General features: G+C 36.9%; 16 protein-coding genes. 5 read left to right on the top strand and 11 right to left on the bottom strand.

What is annotated here, in order from left to right:
- Window positions 1-12 precede the first annotated feature (12 nt).
- Window positions 13-807 (top strand): alpha/beta fold hydrolase, encoded by a 795-nt coding sequence (locus ED557_00890; GenBank protein ID RNC85362.1) that lies wholly within the window; start codon window positions 13-15, stop codon window positions 805-807.
- A 9-nt stretch (window positions 808-816) separates the two neighbouring features.
- On the opposite strand, the gene ED557_00885 is transcribed toward ED557_00890, so the two are convergent.
- From ED557_00885 to ED557_00845, 9 genes are all read right to left on the bottom strand, one after another.
- The gene (locus ED557_00885) at window positions 817-2,721 is read right to left on the bottom strand and encodes a hypothetical protein (GenBank protein RNC85361.1); all 1,905 of its coding nucleotides are present in this window, start codon (window positions 2,719-2,721) and stop codon (window positions 817-819) included.
- On the bottom strand, window positions 2,718-3,581 hold the full coding sequence (locus ED557_00880; protein RNC85360.1) for a hypothetical protein: 864 nt from the start codon (window positions 3,579-3,581) through the stop codon (window positions 2,718-2,720). Before ED557_00880 ends, ED557_00885 begins: the two co-directional genes overlap by 4 nt.
- Window positions 3,581-5,335 carry a hypothetical protein gene (locus ED557_00875; GenBank protein RNC85359.1) on the bottom strand — a complete coding sequence of 585 codons (1,755 nt, stop codon included), beginning with the start codon at window positions 5,333-5,335 and terminating at the stop codon, window positions 3,581-3,583. The genes ED557_00880 and ED557_00875 overlap by 1 nt, the downstream gene beginning before the upstream one ends.
- Window positions 5,336-5,340: 5 nt before the next feature.
- The gene (locus tag ED557_00870) at window positions 5,341-6,582 is read right to left on the bottom strand and encodes a twitching motility protein PilT (protein RNC85358.1); all 1,242 of its coding nucleotides are present in this window, start codon (window positions 6,580-6,582) and stop codon (window positions 5,341-5,343) included.
- Between the two features lie 83 nt (window positions 6,583-6,665).
- A complete protein-coding gene (locus ED557_00865) occupies window positions 6,666-7,169 on the bottom strand; it encodes a cyclic nucleotide-binding domain-containing protein (protein RNC85357.1) in 504 nt (167 codons plus the stop codon).
- 69 nt (window positions 7,170-7,238) lie between these two features.
- Window positions 7,239-9,014 carry a type II/IV secretion system protein gene (locus tag ED557_00860; protein RNC85356.1) on the bottom strand — a complete coding sequence of 592 codons (1,776 nt, stop codon included), beginning with the start codon at window positions 9,012-9,014 and terminating at the stop codon, window positions 7,239-7,241.
- Between the two features lie 13 nt (window positions 9,015-9,027).
- Entirely contained in the window at window positions 9,028-10,365 is a 1,338-nt protein-coding gene (locus tag ED557_00855) for a type II secretion system F family protein (GenBank protein RNC85355.1), read from the bottom strand.
- Window positions 10,366-10,388: 23 nt separating this feature from the next.
- Window positions 10,389-10,757 (bottom strand): hypothetical protein, encoded by a 369-nt coding sequence (locus ED557_00850; protein RNC85354.1) that lies wholly within the window; start codon window positions 10,755-10,757, stop codon window positions 10,389-10,391.
- An 82-nt stretch (window positions 10,758-10,839) separates the two neighbouring features.
- Complete coding sequence (locus tag ED557_00845) at window positions 10,840-11,286, bottom strand: hypothetical protein (protein ID RNC85353.1); 447 nt, start codon at window positions 11,284-11,286, stop codon at window positions 10,840-10,842.
- 210 nt (window positions 11,287-11,496) lie between these two features.
- Between ED557_00845 and ED557_00840 the strand changes: the two genes are divergently transcribed.
- The 4 genes from ED557_00840 to ED557_00825 all read left to right on the top strand — a co-directional run bounded on the left by ED557_00840 (window position 11,497) and on the right by ED557_00825 (window position 15,946).
- Window positions 11,497-12,726: an MFS transporter gene (locus tag ED557_00840; GenBank protein ID RNC85352.1), complete on the top strand. Its 1,230-nt coding sequence runs from the start codon at window positions 11,497-11,499 to the stop codon at window positions 12,724-12,726.
- Window positions 12,727-12,812: 86 nt separating this feature from the next.
- On the top strand, window positions 12,813-14,237 hold the full coding sequence (locus tag ED557_00835) for a hypothetical protein (protein ID RNC85351.1): 1,425 nt from the start codon (window positions 12,813-12,815) through the stop codon (window positions 14,235-14,237).
- An 82-nt stretch (window positions 14,238-14,319) separates the two neighbouring features.
- Window positions 14,320-15,720, top strand: coding sequence for an MATE family efflux transporter (locus ED557_00830; GenBank protein ID RNC85350.1), 1,401 nt, complete (start codon window positions 14,320-14,322; stop codon window positions 15,718-15,720).
- A 1-nt stretch (window position 15,721) separates the two neighbouring features.
- Window positions 15,722-15,946 (top strand): translation initiation factor, encoded by a 225-nt coding sequence (locus ED557_00825; GenBank protein ID RNC85349.1) that lies wholly within the window; start codon window positions 15,722-15,724, stop codon window positions 15,944-15,946.
- 2 nt (window positions 15,947-15,948) lie between these two features.
- Here ED557_00825 and ED557_00820 read toward each other — a convergent pair whose 3' ends face one another.
- On the bottom strand, window positions 15,949-16,440 hold the full coding sequence (locus ED557_00820; GenBank protein RNC85348.1) for a hypothetical protein: 492 nt from the start codon (window positions 16,438-16,440) through the stop codon (window positions 15,949-15,951).
- Window positions 16,441-16,455: 15 nt separating this feature from the next.
- The gene (locus tag ED557_00815; GenBank protein ID RNC85347.1) at window positions 16,456-16,944 is read right to left on the bottom strand and encodes a DUF4920 domain-containing protein; all 489 of its coding nucleotides are present in this window, start codon (window positions 16,942-16,944) and stop codon (window positions 16,456-16,458) included.

The raw sequence follows: 16,944 nt of genomic DNA, 5'->3' as shown, positions 1-16,944 counted from the left end.
AATACACCTTTAATGCTTTATTATAAAAAATACGAGCACTCATCTAGTAAGGATTGGGTGGTTTTTATTCATGGTGCCGGAGGGAGTTCTTCAATTTGGTTTCAGCAGTTGAAAGCTTTTCGCATGGTATTCAATGTGCTTCTTGTCGATTTAAGGGGGCATGGTAAATCTAAGGACTTGCTACACAGGTATTATGATAGTGAATATACTTTTGATGATATAAGTTCGGATATATTTGAGGTTTTGGATCATCTGGAGATTCAGACGGCTCATTTTATAGGTGTCTCATTAGGCACAATCATAATCAGGAATTTGAATGAATTAAAACCTGAAAGGGTACAATCGGCTATTTTATGTGGAGCTATTACCAGACTTAATGTACGCTCTAGATTTCTCGTATTTATTGGGAATCTGTTTAAACGAGTAATTCCGTACATGTGGTTATACAGCTTCTTTGCCTGGATTATCATGCCTCGTAAACGGCATGCAAAAGCCAGAAATCTCTTTATTAGGGAAGCAAAAAAACTTTATCAGAAAGAATTCTTGAGATGGTTTAAACTTACTCATACAGTAAACCCATTATTGAAGTATTTCAAAGAGAAAGAGACAGAAACCCCAATGCTTTATGTGATGGGAGATGAAGACTACATGTTCCTCCCCCCTGTTCAACAAATAGTAGAAAGACATAAGCAAGCTTTTTTGGCCGTAATTGAAAAATGCGGACATGTATGTAATGTAGAAAAGCCGACTGAGTTTAATGATGTATCAATCGGCTTTCTAAAAAAATACAGTATAGAAGCTAGTTAAGTTGTAATACTAATTGGGTTTTGTAAACAACCAAGCCTCGGAATTTAGTTCGGATCTAGCTTCTCGCAAATAGCTCACAGCTTCATCAAAACTTGAAAATCCCTTGTAAGCTACAAAGTTAAATCTTGATTCAGGATGAAATAGAATCTTTGCTTCATATCCCAAATCAACGAGTCCTTGATGAAACCTATCAGCGTTATTTTGAACTATGAATGAGCCGCCGATAACAAAAAATCTCATATTTATAGAGGATTCATCATTAATCTCAGTACCACTCTCTTTTTGAGTTAGGTATTCATCCAGACTGAAGGCTCTTGGAACGACTACCATTAATTCGGGATTATCTACAGGTAGACTGAGTTCCTGAGCTAATTCTTTCTGTTCTTCGGTAAGTTCTTCCGAAGTTTCCTCTGATGGATTCTCAACAATAACTGGAGTAGTATCTAACTCTTCTGGCTTCATCTCTGGTCTATTATCTACCGAATCAGAATTAGTTTCAGTCATCAGATCCTCTTCTTTTTGTTCAGGTATATTTTCAGTCTGAACTTCTGATGTATCCTGGGTAGTTGTAAAAGGGTTATCAAAGACTTTGTCTAATGCACTTCGATGTTCTTCCCTTGTTCTGTCAAGAACTTCTCGCTGAGACTCAAAAGATCGTCGAGTAAGACGCTCTTCTAGTGATTCTTCGAGTTTAGCCTGTACAATAATTATTAACTCATTCTCGACGTAGTCATTAGAGTTATATCCAAAAAGATATCTTAAACCGAAAAACCAAGGTGGAAGATCTTTTAGAATAGGTATACCTCTTCTCACAGTATTTTCCTCAGTTCTATATAATCCTGCTATTGAGGTGGCTTCTCCGTCTAATAGTAAGGCTTGTGTAGAGGCTGTCTGCTTATTAATGATCGTACTTACCGCATCTGGTAAAGCGGAAGATCGTTCAACGTTTAGCTCAATATGGATGAATGTAGTATCATTTACCTCTATTAACCTTGGCGTAGCAGTTAGAATGGTTCCGGTACTAAAGAATTGGTCGGTAACATTCCCAGCTATATCACGCTGCTTAATAGAAAAATCTTGTCCTACTTGTATTCTACCCTCTTGTCCATCAATTACTTTTACTGATGGACTTGCAATTACTTCACCAAGGTTATCCGCTTCAAAGGCACTAAAAAGAGCTTGTACTCTAACTCCTGGTCCAATTTCTCCTAAGTTTACCAGTGCGTTGAATACATTTTGAGATACTCCTGAGGCATTAAATGAGTTAACAGAAACGAATTGATCAGTAAAATCGGTGCCTTGTGGAACCCCTTGATCTGGGTCAATTCCTTCTCCTGTTACAATGTCATTTATATTATCAGGTACATTTGAAGTTAAGGTTGACCAATCAATCCCGATTTCCTGGAGGGCTCTTTTGTTCCCTTCAAAGAATGTAGCATTAATCCTGATTTCACGGGTGCTTAGATCATAATCGTCCGCAGCGGCTGCATTGGGATTTACAGATTGTGCAGGATTTGTTGAAGCAGCAGCATTTGCTTCAGCTTCAAGTTCACTCAAAGGTACAATTTCAACATAATCGCTAAATTCTCTTGTTCCAAGATTTTTTAAACGAAGGATAAACTTTAAGGCATCCTCCCAATGCATAGCTGGTAAATTTACTCCTATCGTCCCCCCCGCTCCTGATTGATCAATAATAAACTTGTTCTGATACTCCTGTAAGAACTGGTTAATAACCTCCATAGCTTCTACATATGGGGTGGATTTATCAAAAGCGATTATTTGATTTGGATCAGTGTATTCGCGAGGATACTCATCTTGAGCAAATACATCAGCTGTGGTAAATGGCATTAACCAAATACCTATACAAATACTATAAAATGTAATTTGGTAAAACTTCATTGCCATTTTTTTCATCGTACTACCTCCAAGGTAACGACTTCTTCAATGCCGCCTTTATTTAAGTTAAATGTAGCCGTTTTATTATTTAGGTCAATAGCAGAAAGATAACCTAGGTAAACTCGGTCACCAACTTTAAGGGAAATGATTTTGCCATCTTGTCCAATAACAAAGATTCGATTTCCAGCAATACCTACAATTCTGGAAGCCTCCGCATTTACTAATCCATCAGAATTAGGTGGTATTGAGTTCTGAATTAGGGGATAAAACGGGTTGAATGATGATATTTCGTTATTCTCTACGATTCTATAGTCCGTTGAAAGTGAATCAAAGAGTTGAGTTTTTTGATAATAGCTTTCAAGATTAAATGCAAAATTTACTGAGTTTAAGCCATCTTCGGATCTTCCGGGCGATATGGTAACATTACTCACTTTATTTAAAAGCTGGCTATTCTCAATTTTATTAATGAATGATACAAGCGCATCATAGTCGCTATATCCCGAAATGTTTGAGCGTATAACACCATATTGATTATTTGGGATAGAGTCGGAATAAACAAAGTCAAAGAAAAGCCTGCTCCCCCCATCCTTATTGATCTCATTCATGAAATCGTAAACATCATCCGGCTTATTTGATGTAAACAACATCTTATCATAGTTAGAGATAATTCCTAAAGCACTTTGATAACGATCGTTAAGTTCAGAAAACTCGTTATTAATGTTTTGCTTTGAGTTTAGATCCTGTTGTTTACTGGTAATTTCTAACTGTAGATCTTCAATTAAACTTTCCTGAAAGAAATTATTGTAACCAAGTCCTAAACCAACAATTAGAAATAAAGTCACAAGAAGAATAATGGTATTTCTTATCGCGTAAGACATTAATTGCCTGTTAGGTCCTCCAGCCCTTGTAAGTTATCCGGTGTATATCTACTTAAATCGGATACTATTTCTTCTATTTGGTAACTAAATGCATAAACATCTGCTGATCTGATTTGGATAGTAGAAACACTTATTAAAGTAGCATTAGAAAACATTTCTGCTACTAAAGGAATACTGCTTCTATTTCTTGAAATTCCTTGAATCTCAAGAGTATTAGGTTCATCAGTTGTTGAAATACTTGTAAACCAGACAGAATTAATCTCATCTATTCCTGAGTTTATAATGTCAAAATTGGTAGACCAGGTAATGGAATTTTCTGAGAGGGTATTTAACAGATCAAGTTTATCCTGAATTTGAGTAAGCTGTGAACTGATTTGGTTATAGTTCCTAACTGTTGAATTGAATGAATTAATTTGAGTGTCAAGTAGAGACACTTCATTTCTTAAAGAATCAATTTCTGTATTTGCAGATTGTCTGACACTATCTAATAAAGGGAAAGAAATCATGATCATAAACAGAAGAATAAATCCATGCCACTCTAGTTTGAATATCTTTTGCCTATCCCGTACATATTTTGGAATAAATGAAATATCCGGGAGATTCTTTTTCTCAAAGGGTGAGGTGGCCCATGCCATTCCAATAGCGGTAGTGAAAGACGATAGGGTTTCGCTTGTATATTCACCAGGATCCAAGAAATTGTCCGAAAAAGTAAAGCTACTTACTTCTACATCGGGAAATCTATCCTGAAAGAAAGAAATAGCTTCTTCTCCAAGCGAGTTGTTGCAAATGATAAGTCTATCCAGGTTTGGAACTTCTCCTGTATCTAATTGGAATAAGATTTTACTAAAAACCGTGTTGAGGAATTTTTTTGATCGAGTTCCCTCTGTAATTACTGGAGAAACAAGCCATACCCTTGGCCCTTTCATGAAAATTACTCTGCAAGTTTGCTCAGAAAACTGGATTACACAACTTATAGCTTCATTTTCAAGCTCATAGTTTGCTCTAACTAGCCCAAGAACAACAGCTTCATCTGGAAGTATTTCTTCTACAGTAAGTTTTCCCCGGTATAATGAAAGGGTTCTATTTAGAAGCTGTAATAGCTTGGGCTCTTCTTCTATAGAAGAGATTAATAGAGCTCCATCATCTCTAATACCATATGAGTAAAAGTCTTCTGCTTTTGGCGAGCCATGTAAGGATTCAAGACGATCATCTATAATAATTTGTAAATCCTTCTTTTTGACCTCTTCAAAATTGACATCCTTCAGGATTTGATAGATAGCAACACCAGCAGGTATGTTTAACCCTAAAGCAATTTTTTTTGGGTCAATACTTGAAAGGATATTGTAGAGCAACATCTCATTAGAAGTAGGTACTTCTGTTTCATCTACCATATCCACGTCTACAAGCTCGTCTTCTCCTTGCTCCAGTTCACTTAATTCGAGATCGATATCATCATCAATATCGCCTAATACATCACTATCAAGGTCTAATGAGTCTAACTCATCTTCAATAGTATCTTGTGAAAGAGAAGCTTCCAGATCCAGATCAAATACAGAATCATCAGTCAAAGCATCATCAAGGTCTCCAAATACATCATCTTGAATATTCTGTACGGTATCACTTTCAATTGCTTTAAGGAGGGTATATTTATCTAGGCGTTTAAGGGTAAGTTTTTTACCAGAAATGCCTAATACAACTACTTTTAGTGCATCACCATCTAAAGAAATCCCGATATATTCTTTTCCTTTAGCCATCTAATCTAATAGGAAACTTCACTTAGAAGTTGCAACATTTTAGTTTTATTGTTTGAATAATTTAAGGCAGTTTCTTTAGAAATCTTACCTTCTTCAAATAATCTCTTCAGATCCTGTTCCATTGTATTCATTCCACGCTCCCTGCCTTCCATAAGCATCTGATAGATTTCACCAATATTATTATTTCTTATTGCTGCCCTTACAGAAGCATTTGCGAGAAGAACTTCTTTTGCTAATACTCTCTTACCATCGAGGCTAGGAACCAGTTTTTGACTAATTACGCAAGTAAGCACATCCGCCAATCGAGTTCGAACCCTGTTTTGTTCTTCTGCAGGCATTTCACCTAAAATCCGCTCGATACTCTCCATAGCAGAAGAAGTATGAAGAGTTCCGAAAGTCTTATGACCTGAATCTGTGATTTCAAGTGCAGTCATGATGGTTTCTGGGTCTCTTAACTCACCAATCACAATGATATCAGGATCTTGTCTAAGCGCTTGAATAGCTCCGTCTTTAAAGGAAAGTACATCCGCTCCTACTTCTCTATGTCTTACTACCGATCTTATCGGTTCGTGGATTAATTCGACTGGAGAAGCAATAATCACAATATGAGAGTCTACTGTTCGATTATTAGCGTCAATTATTGTATCTAAAGTTGAGGATTTTCCAGATCCGGTAATTCCTGTTATTAAAGAGAGCCCGTATTTATAGTATTTTAGACTTACCGACTTCGCAACCTCAGCATGTACCCCTAGAGATTTAAAGGGACGTATAGTGTTATCGATCTTTCGCATATTTAATGCCAGGTGGTCCAGATCGAAATAGATATCTGCACGAAAACGTTGCTTTGAACCATCCACTAAGTTAATGGAATACGAAAAATCAAGATTTTTATCTTCTAATAAACGATCTCTTTGTGTACTTAATAGAGCATTATGAAGTAAGATATCCGTTTCGAGTAGTGTAAATTTTTTAGAAACCTTTAAGGGACTTTTATTTCCAAATACCCGGTACCACACCTTTCCAGCACACCCATCTCCTCCCATATCGATATCTGATGCGTCGATTTTGATCATATTTAATAAAAAGGAGTCTAGAATAGCCTTTAAATCGACACGTAAACTTATATCAGATTCTTCAAGTAGATCTCCAATTCTTTTGTGCAAATCGATTCCACGTGCAGTCTGAGGAATTCGCTGCACTAAGGGCTTAGTAAGCTCCGCAATTTTATCTAAATCTATTGCCGCCATGTATTAGCCATCATTGTGATGGACATAATAGATTAAACTAATAGTGTTTTGTTACGAAAAATCTGAAAATAAATGCCTGGCAATTACCAGTTTGAGTCGTTCAATAATCTTTTTTTTAGATTTAATAACTGAACATTCATATTGCTGATTTTACGTTGCTGTATTTCGATGATATTTTTAGTAAAAATGTTGAATAATTTTTCAGGTTTTTTTCTGAAAAAACTTAAAGCATCGTATCGTTCATAGCGTAAAAGAACACAACCTCCGGCAGCAGTTACCTTTGCCATTCTATTATTTTTACTAAATAAAAAAGCCTCGCCTAGAAAATTGCCATCCGAAAGAGTAGCCAATTGAATATTATCTTTCCAGATAGCTACTTTGCCTTCTGCTACTAAATATGCTGAATTTACATACTCTGATTCATTCAGAATTACGTCATCAGCATTGAACCTTTCTTCGATTCCAAGTTCAAGAAATTCTAACACATCTTCGTAGTGGAAATTCTTCAACAGTAAAGGGGGTTCCTTCAAAAACTTTTTCACATGATTGGATAATAAATCACCCGTACCATCATTTCCTGTACTCATAGTATCCTCTTTTCCTAAAGCATCTTAATATGGTTTAAAATAAAGCATAAAAACAACTCCTAAGATCATTTAATCTTCAATTGTTGCTGCTACAATTTCTTCAATTGTAGATATCCCTTCTTTGATACGTTCCCTTCCTGATCCTCGCAGGGTTAACATACCTTGGCTAATCGCCAAATCTTTAATTGCACCTTCATCAATATCTCCACCAGCATCCAATACCATCTGTTTAATTTCCTTTGAGAAGTAAAGAGCTTCATGGATTGCGGAACGTCCTTTATATCCGGTTTCACTGCACTTTTCACAACCTACAGCCTTATAGAATGTAGTTGTCTCAATCTCTTCATCTGTAAAACCAATTCCTTTCGCTGTTTCCGGATGAGGAGTATATACTTCTTTACATTCTTTGCATAATCGTCTAATTAAACGCTGTGCCATTACAAGATTAACTGCGTTGGCAATAAGAAATGGTTCCACTCCCATTTTAAATAGACGAGAAACTGCACTTGGAGCATCATTGGTATGTAATGTTGAAAAGGTTAAGTGACCTGTATTAGCGAGTTTAATAGCAATTTCTGCAGTTTTTAAGTCTCGAATCTCACCTACCAAAACAATGTCAGGGTCATGACGCAGAATACCACGAATACTTTGATCAAAGGACATTGAAGGACTTATTTTGAGCTGTCGAGCTCCATCGATGATATACTCTACAGGTTCTTCAACTGTCAGTACGTTCTTAGTAGGATCAATTACATAATAAAGAGCGGCTACAAGAGTAGTTGATTTACCGCTACCTGTTGGACCTGTTATGATTACAATACCTGAGGGTTTTTGTATGGACTTGGTAAAATTGTCTTTTGCCACTTTTTGAAGTCCAAGTAAATCCAGGTCACGTATTACTTTTCTATCGTCAAGAATTCGGATTACAATAGACTCAAATTTCCGATCATATTGATTTCCAACAATAGGCATAATAGAAACCCTGTACCGAATATTGTACCCATCAATTTGACGTTGGATAAAACCATCCTGAGAAGAATCGCGCTCAAAACGGTCTACATTTCTGGTTTTATCTTTAATTACGGCAGAGATAGCTTCTGGCTTTACATTTTTTTGTTGATACCAAAGCTGAAGTTTTCCATCAATTCTGAATCGAATATCAGTAGATGTTGGACCGCTTGGAATAATATGTAAATCACTTACCCCTTGTCGAACAGACTCAACAAGCATCCCTTCAACCAGTGAGTTAAGCATACTCTGGTTGATTTCAGCATCAATCTCTTCTTCATCAATTTCTTCATCGCCAGCATCTATATCTGTTTCTTCGTAATCAATCTCTTCAAGTAGGTCCAGGAACTCATTTTTCTGCTCATATACTTTTGAAAGGATGTGGTCAACAAGTTCATAATTGCAATAAACAAGTTCTGTTTTCTTAAAAGTGAGTCGGTTGAGTATGGGTTGAATATTGGGGTCGGAAGGGTCTGCTGCAGCGATAGTTAATGCCCCATTTGTCCTTTGGTAAGGAATAGCTTTATGATGAACTAATTCATCAATGATTTCTTCCGGGAGGTTCTCAACGTTCTTTTTTATATGCTCAATAATATCATCAGGAACGACATCGGCATCAGGTAATACTTCTCTAAAAGCATATACCTTTGAAATTTCTTTCATTACTATATGCCTGTTTAACCCAACCTCCTGATACAATATTTGACCTAGCCTACGTGAGCTATTTGGAGGCTCTTCCTCTAGGATATTAAGGGCTTCCTGGAGTTGATCATCTGAGACTACTCCTTTACTAACCAAAATATCACCGATGTGTCTTCGGATATTTATTTTGCCCATCCTTCTGGATTAATTATTGCGAACTACTTGGGTTAATTGTTGCTGATTCAGAAGAAACAACTGTGATAGCAATTAGGGCTATCATGATGAATAAGTTAATGAATAAGTTTATAGTATCAATTACTGACTGCATTTTATATGTAGTCTGGATTTCATAATACTCAGCAAGTTGTTTCGCATTATCTCGCAGTGCGCCCGATTCAGCTCCCAACCTAAATCTACTAATTGCGGTGTGAGGGAAAACACCTGTGGCTTCCATTGACTCAATAAGGCCAGCACCATCTTTTAACATCATTTTGATAGCAACTTCTTTGATCTGTTTCTCTATGTATTTATTTCGACATGCTTCGGCAGCAACACGAATTACCTCAATATTTTGTCCAGAACCGCTATAAAGTGTGTAGAACACTCTTGAGAAGATCTCGATACTAGTCTTATGTAATAGGTCTCCCATTACCGGTAAGTGAATTATATACTTATCGATAATTAATTTACCTCGGACAGTTCTTGCGAAAAATATAAACCCGGTAATTGGTAGTACAAATGCCAATAAAACAAAAACCCAGTAATCAGCTAACCAATAACTAAAATCAAGAGTAGATTTTGTCATAGGTGGCAGTGCAATATTCATCTCCACAAAAAGCTCTGCAGTAGAAGGAAAAATATAGCCTACATAAAATAGAACTACACCGATCACAGCCAGTACAGTCACTGCTGGCATCATTAACGATCTTTTTAAATTCTTTTTAAACTCTGCGTCACGCTCAAGAAATTTAGCGGTGCTATCAAAAACAAGTGCCATATTCCCAGAAGTAGAAGCAACACTTAACATATAAGCTGCGAATTTCCCAAAAATATCTTCATGCTTACCATATACTTGAGTCCCTTCTTTACCATCTTTAAGATCTTTCTGTATTTCTTTAACAACCTCCTTCATCCTTTTATTAGTAGAATCTTCAATTAGAAGATTTAGGATTTCATCGAAAGTAAGCTGTTGCTTCAGTAGATCGGCCGACATTCTTATGAAAGAAACTACTTCTCCCATTGGAACACCGCCCTTAAAAGTGAATAGCTTTTTATTGATACTTACAACCTGGTACCCAAGTTTTACCAGGGCACGTTCTAATTCTTCTTTGTTATAAGCTTCCTGTTCTCCATTGAGAGGTTTTTTACCCGGCCTTTTAACTTTATAGAGAAAAAGATGTTTTTGATCTAAGGCTTGAATTGTTAATCCATTTGTTTTTGAAAGTCGATCGACTTTTAACTGAGCCTCCTTTTTGTTGTCGGCCTCAAATTCAGTCTGAATAGACTTGCCGGTCTTAGAAACTGCTTTTAACCTAAACTGTGCCATTTGATACTTTAATTAGTAATAACCTATTCTTCCCATTCAACCCTATCACTGTACACAATTATAGAAAAATCCTCAAGACTACTTAAAGGATCAGCAGTGATTTTGAAATATTCGGTCGAAGTTTCAGTGATTGAAAATCTAGTAATGGCAGTAAGAGTATCTAATGATAATATATTCATATCAATGTTGGTGTAATCTTCGCTTCCACCTCCCATTGCTCTAGGTCTACGATAGTAAGCCTGTCCATAGTTTGCGGCTTCCATCATATCCTGTTTGATCATGTCTTTGACGGACTCGTCTCTAAAATTTTCAAATAAGACTAGTCCAAAAACGGTTCCTAGTCCTATAATGATCGTAACTAATATGATAAGGAGTAATTGTTGTTGTCCCATCTCTGTCGACCAAAATTTTTACTGAGATAAAAAAAAAGCTTTCCATAATGTGGAAAGCTTTTTTGTTAAGACAAAAGCGGTCTTAGTTGTTATCTGTCCAAGAAACATTGCTCTCGGTAATAACAGCAACCAACTCTGCTCCACCTTCACTAGCAGTAGAAGTAAGGGTTGGAGTACCTGTAATTCGGCTAGTTGGGTGTGCAGTAACAGTAAACTGAGTAGCATTACCACCACTAATTACGTAAACACCATTTGTGTTTCTAGCAGTAGCTCCATCGTCAGCTACAGAATCAGCAGCAAAAGCGATAGTGTTGAAAGAAAGTGAAGTAAAGTCATTTCCACCACCACCAAGCATAGAAGGCTTAATATAATAGCCTTGAGCAGCAGCAGCGATAGAAGCCACGTCATTTCTTACAGCATCAAGGTTTGCAGAATCTGCAGAACTTGAAAAAGTGTTGATAGCAACTACAGTAGCGATACCAACGATTATTGTTACTAGAATTACAAGAAGTAATTGTTGTTGACCCATGATGATCTCCTAGGTTTTTTTGTTTTTGTTGTTATTGAACAAAGTTCACAAATACTTGAAAGAAAGAAAATTAGAATTTCTTATTGCCTGTTTAATGAGTCTGTTCAGTAGATGATGTTACAATCTAATGATAACGAGTGAGAAAACTATTAAATAAATATTGTAATATCTGACGCTATAAAAAAAGCTTTATTGACGTCTAAGGAGTTTATGACTTCACAGGTAAAGACTAATGACTACTTTATAATATTCTCACTCTGGCTAATGGTTTTCGCCTCCAGTAGCCAGGTAATGATCATCTCCCCTATTCTTCCTGAGATTGCGTCAGAGCTGAATACTGCTAAAAGTCTCCTTGGGTATTTGATTACAGTATACGCAACTATGATTGGTGTGTGTGCCATCATAATGGGGCCCTTATCCGATAAAATAGGTAGAAGAAAGATCTTATTGATAGGAAGCTCGGGGATGACCATAGCCCTTCTCTTACACAGCATGGCTGATAATTTTGTTTCCTTATTGATATTAAGAGCTTTTGCGGGAATGGCCGGGGGCGTGTTAAGCGGATCAGCAGTATCCTATGTTGGTGATTACTTCCCTTATGAAAGAAGAGGATGGGCCAATGGTTGGATTATGAGTGGAATTGCTATGGGACAGATATTAGGGATCCCACTAGGAACCTTTTTAGCAGAATTTTATGGTTTTAAATTTCCCTTCATTCTATTTGGTGCAATAATGGGGGTAACTACAATACTTATATTCTTTCGACTTCCACAGCCCAATGTAGAACTACAAATCTCAAAAATTACTCTGAAAAGTACATTTACTAAATACGGAAACTTATTAAGGGTTGGGGAGATTAGATCTGTTGCTTTTTCATACCTGTTAATGTTTCTCAGTTTATCAATCTTTTTGATCTATTTACCCGATTGGTTAGTTGAAGAGTTTGATGTAAGTCTATCAGAGATAGGGTGGGTTTTCTTTGCAGGTGGAATTGTTAATGCCATTACTGGACCTAATGCTGGCAAGCTTTCAGATCGTATTGGAAGAAAGAATATGATCATATTTTCATGTTTAGGCTTGGCTACTCTTATGGCGCTTACAACCTATATCATTACTTCTTTTTGGATTGCCTATATCGCGTTTCCTGTAGCAATGCTTTTAATTGCAATGAGAATAAGTCCTTTCCAGGCTTTGTCATCTGAATTGGTAAAATCTAATAACAGAGGTTCTTTAATGAGTTTATTAGTTGCCATAGGCAATGTTGGTTCTGGATTAGCAGGAGCAATAGCAGGACCTCTTTATGACGAACTAGGTTATGTAAGTAATACTTTATTTGGTGCCTATACCATCATTCTTACCGCTTATATAGTAATGAGATTTGTCCCTGAACCAGAGTTAAAAAACAACACTGTCCAAGAAACTTTGGAAGTAGCAGAGTAAAAAGTCTATTTTATTCACAATTTTGCCATTTACTGGTAAGGACTTGTAACTTTATTAGTCATATCATCTCTCTAAGTAAAAAAATTATGAAGCGAATTTTCTTCTACGCATTAGTTCTATTTTCGGTTGGTACGGCTTGTCAATCTTCAAGCGATGATTTTGTGACAATTCGAGGCAATGTTTCGGATGCCAGCAGTGGTAATGCACTTCCAGGAGCAGCTCTCATTATCGATTCACCTTCTTCGCTGAGTGGGACATTTACAAGTACAGACTCTGTTGGTAATTATGTTTTTGGAGATATTGATATCTCCGATGCCACAGATATTACTATAAGAGCATCCCAAACAGGATATATCTCAGAAAGCACAACAATTACGGCACTTCCTGGGCAAACCATTAGTTTAGATTTTGATTTATCGGAAGAAGGATCTGGTTCTGGAGACGAAGATGATGACGAAGTTCTTGGTGAACCTGGTATACCTGCTGCAATTGTTTTAACTAATGTTTCTGAAGAATCTATCAACATAAGACAAACCGGGGGTACTGTTAGTTCTACGTTTAGCTTTGAAGTTCAGGATTCATCGGGAAGGAGCATGAATGAAGAGACTCCTGTTGATGTAAACTTCCAAATTCTCAAAGGACCTGGAGGTGGTGAATCAGTAGTACCTAACAGAGTAACAACTAATTCAAATGGAGCTGTTGTTTCTAATTTATTTAGTGGAGATTCTGCAGGTGTTGTTCGTATTGAGGCATTCATAAATAGGACTGATGGAATAAGAATTTCTTCATCACCAATTGTGATTGCAATCCATGGAGGCTTTCCGTCTCCTGATAGGTTTTTTGTAGCTCCGGTTAATTTTAATCTGGAAGGTTACTCACTCCTTGATGCTTCTCTAGAGTATTCAATATCTGCAAGTGTCGGAGATAGATGGGGAAATCCTGTGAAGGAAGGAACTGCTGTAGACTTTAGAACAGAAGCAGGTATAATAGATGGATCTGCATTAACCAACGACCGGGGATTTGCTTCTGTGGTTCTAAGTCCCGATGGTAGTACTCCGGGTATTGGTACCTCTGATGTGGGTTTCTTTACAGTAACTGCTAAAACTGTTGATGAAAACAATGATTTTATTACAAGAGATGTAGAACTTCTATTTACTACCCGAGAAGCAACTATCACTTTTACCTCAGGCGCTTTTGATATCCCTTCTAATGGATCAGATAATGTTACATTTACTGTTACCGATTTGAACGGGAGACCAATGGCGGCAGGTACTACTATTAATGTTTCTTCCCTTTCTGATATAGAAGTTACTGGTGATTCTGATATTACATTAGGTGATTATTTTACCGGCGGTCCCGGTAGAACAGAATTCACAGTTACAGTTTCTGATATAGACGATACGGATGCTTCTACTCAAGCAGCAACGGTAACAGTTACGGTAACTACTCCTTCCGGAAATGAGACTTCCGCTACACTTACTGGTACCAGAGCTAAGACATTAAGGAAATAAGTTCACCTTAAGTCTACTCTTTTATTTGAATTTTTAAACGGAGCGAACATTATTAAAGAACTAATGTTCGTATCCTTATTGTATGGATACAGAAAAAAGCCAATCTCTATGGGCAGATATCAAAGCATCTGTCTCTGGAACACATCAGGATTTTACTAAAGGTAAAATAGGTCGAGCCATCTTATTACTATCCATTCCAATGGTGCTTGAGATGGGAATGGAATCTATCTTTGCCGTTGTAGATATCTTCTTCGTCTCTAAACTTGGAGCTGATGCAGTAGCAACCGTAGGTATTACAGAATCTATTATTACTATTGTTTATGCTATTGCCATTGGACTTGCTATGGGTACAACTGCAATTGTGGCTCGAAGGATTGGAGAAAAAGATCCTGAAGGCGCAGCTAAGTCAACCGTTCAGGCAATTTTTGTAGGAGTTCTTGCCTCTCTCCCAATCTCCCTGATTGGAATATTTTTTGCACAGGATCTACTGCGCTTAATGGGAGCTGATCAAAATATTATTGACAACATGTACGGTTATACAGCCATCATGATTGGTAGCAACATGGTAATAATGCTTCTCTTTGTAATTAATGCAGTATTTAGAGGAGCCGGAGATGCTGCAATTTCAATGAGGGTGCTATGGCTGGCAAATGCATTTAACATTGTTCTTGATCCAATCCTGATTTTCGGATGGTGGATTTTTCCTGAACTAGGTGTTAAAGGTGCAGCTGTAGCTACAACTATTGGTCGTGGAATAGGAGTTTGTTATCAATTCTATTTATTAGCTGGTTCCTCATCTCGCATAAAAGTGCTGAAGGAACACCTGATTATAAACTGGGAAATCATGATCAAGCTAATCAAGGTTTCTCTTGGAGGAATTGGGCAATTCATTATTGCCACTTCGAGCTGGATTGGGTTAGTGAGGATAACAGCCGAATTTGGCAGCGTTACTGTTGCAGGTTATACCATTGCTATCCGAATACTAATATTCTCTATCCTCCCTTCCTGGGGAATGAGTAATGCGGCAGCAACATTAGTAGGTCAAAATTTAGGAGCGGGACAACCTGATAGAGCAGAGAAATCTACCTGGATTACTGCTGGTGTTAACATGGTTTTCCTTGGGCTTGTTGGTATAGTGTTTTTTACTTTTTCTGATTTTCTAGTAAGTCTCTTTACTAATGATGAAGCGATTATAGCTGTAGGTGCACAGTGTTTAAGAATTATTAGTTATGGATATTTGGCTTATGCATTTGGAATGATCATTATTCAGGCATTTAATGGCGCGGGAGATACTACTACCCCTACAATCATTAATTTCTTTTGTTTTTGGATGATTGAAATACCACTTGCCTATTTTTTGGCACTAGAATTAGGATGGAAACAGGAAGGTGTCTTTTACTCAATTGTAGTAGCAGAAACTTGTTTAGGCATTATGGGATTTATTCTTTTCAAACGCGGAAAATGGAAACAGGTATCAGTATAGTATGAAAGTAAAAGTAAGCCTTGAAACAGGTGGAAGACGCGGTAAACAAGTCTCTGTAATTAGAGGGATAACTCACAACCCTCAAGTAATAGAAAAACTTGTCAAAAAACTGAAATCACAGCTTGGTACAGGTGGAACTATAAAAGGAAAAGTCATCGAAATTCAAGGAAATCACGTCTCAAAAATTGAGAAAATCCTTATCCAAGAAGGATATATCATTTCCTAATACTATAAAGAGACTTTGCTCTCCTGCTTTGGATCCAAATCATATAACGAAGAAGCAGTAGCTTGTATAGTTTTGTACCACTCGTTACCAAACTTATCATTGATAGAATAGAAATCAGCAAAGTCTGGTTTACGAATATTCATTTTCCATTCCTGAGTTTTGGATTTGAATGTAGGATCAACATGCAATAACTCATGATAGATCATCATCTCTTTGGTTTTTGAGTCGAGCATATCCCAAAGTTCTCCAGAAACTTCGATCAGGTAATCGTTGCCAGAATAATATTTTACCTCTCTAGAGGCCTTCATACACTTGGCAGCTTTCTGTTTTGATATATGAGGATAAACTAAAAAATAACCTATCTCAGCTGGGCCAAATTCTAATTTGTACTCTTTGATTACTTTTTTTGCGATGGTTTCCATTTCAGGAGATTCCATCAATTGTTTTTCTGAACTAGTAACTTCCTGTGGTTCTAGAAAATCGTTTTCTTGCATTAATGATCTGCTAAATTATTTTGGGATTACTACACTTGTTGCAACAATCGAATATTCTTTCTGCTCACCTGAAATCTCATCGCTATTTTTTCCGGCGTCCTCAGCATAGTGTTTCGCTTTTTCTTCACTAAGAGTAGCCTCCGAAAACTCTCCAACAAGTGTCACTTCTTTACCTGCAGAATTAGTAGGGATAAAAAAACCATAATCCTTAAAAGTAATGCGAGCAGAGTACTCACCGTCTTCAGCTACAAAAAAGCATCCTTTTTTATTACAAACTTCGGCAATGCTAACGGTTAATGTTACAATCGATCCATTACTTTCCTTCTCAATTACTTCAGCCAAATGAGATGGTTCAAGAGAGTTTACTTCAATTTCTTCACCAAACACTTCATACTGGTCTGTAGAAATAACAGGTTCCGAAAGTCTTATTACTTGATCTGTTGTTTGAGAGTATACAGATACACTTAGTAGAGCTGCTAAAATAATCAATGATATATGCTTCAT

It is taken from the genome of Balneola sp. (assembly GCA_003712055.1).
Lineage (GTDB): Bacteria > Bacteroidota > Rhodothermia > Balneolales > Balneolaceae > RHLJ01.
This window is presented reverse-complemented; position numbering and strand designations above follow the sequence as displayed.

Bases quoted from the DNA above. Each gene is read 5' to 3' on its own strand.
- ED557_00845 (RNC85353.1), bottom strand. From the start codon at position 11,286: ATGGGTCAACAACAATTACTTCTTGTAATTCTAGTAACAATAATCGTT.
- ED557_00830 (RNC85350.1), top strand. From the start codon at position 14,320: ATGGATACAGAAAAAAGCCAATCTCTATGGGCAGATATCAAAGCATCT.
- ED557_00890 (RNC85362.1), top strand. From the start codon at position 13: ATGCTTTATTATAAAAAATACGAGCACTCATCTAGTAAGGATTGGGTG.
- ED557_00855 (RNC85355.1), bottom strand. From the start codon at position 10,365: ATGGCACAGTTTAGGTTAAAAGCAGTTTCTAAGACCGGCAAGTCTATT.
- ED557_00840 (RNC85352.1), top strand. From the start codon at position 11,497: ATGACTTCACAGGTAAAGACTAATGACTACTTTATAATATTCTCACTC.
- ED557_00870 (RNC85358.1), bottom strand. From the start codon at position 6,582: ATGGCGGCAATAGATTTAGATAAAATTGCGGAGCTTACTAAGCCCTTA.
- ED557_00820 (RNC85348.1), bottom strand. From the start codon at position 16,440: ATGCAAGAAAACGATTTTCTAGAACCACAGGAAGTTACTAGTTCAGAA.
- ED557_00885 (RNC85361.1), bottom strand. From the start codon at position 2,721: ATGAAAAAAATGGCAATGAAGTTTTACCAAATTACATTTTATAGTATT.
- ED557_00880 (RNC85360.1), bottom strand. From the start codon at position 3,581: ATGTCTTACGCGATAAGAAATACCATTATTCTTCTTGTGACTTTATTT.
- ED557_00860 (RNC85356.1), bottom strand. From the start codon at position 9,014: ATGGGCAAAATAAATATCCGAAGACACATCGGTGATATTTTGGTTAGT.
- ED557_00850 (RNC85354.1), bottom strand. From the start codon at position 10,757: ATGGGACAACAACAATTACTCCTTATCATATTAGTTACGATCATTATA.
- ED557_00825 (RNC85349.1), top strand. From the start codon at position 15,722: ATGAAAGTAAAAGTAAGCCTTGAAACAGGTGGAAGACGCGGTAAACAA.
- ED557_00835 (RNC85351.1), top strand. From the start codon at position 12,813: ATGAAGCGAATTTTCTTCTACGCATTAGTTCTATTTTCGGTTGGTACG.
- ED557_00875 (RNC85359.1), bottom strand. From the start codon at position 5,335: ATGGCTAAAGGAAAAGAATATATCGGGATTTCTTTAGATGGTGATGCA.
- ED557_00865 (RNC85357.1), bottom strand. From the start codon at position 7,169: ATGAGTACAGGAAATGATGGTACGGGTGATTTATTATCCAATCATGTG.
- ED557_00815 (RNC85347.1), bottom strand. From the start codon at position 16,944: ATGAAGCATATATCATTGATTATTTTAGCAGCTCTACTAAGTGTATCT.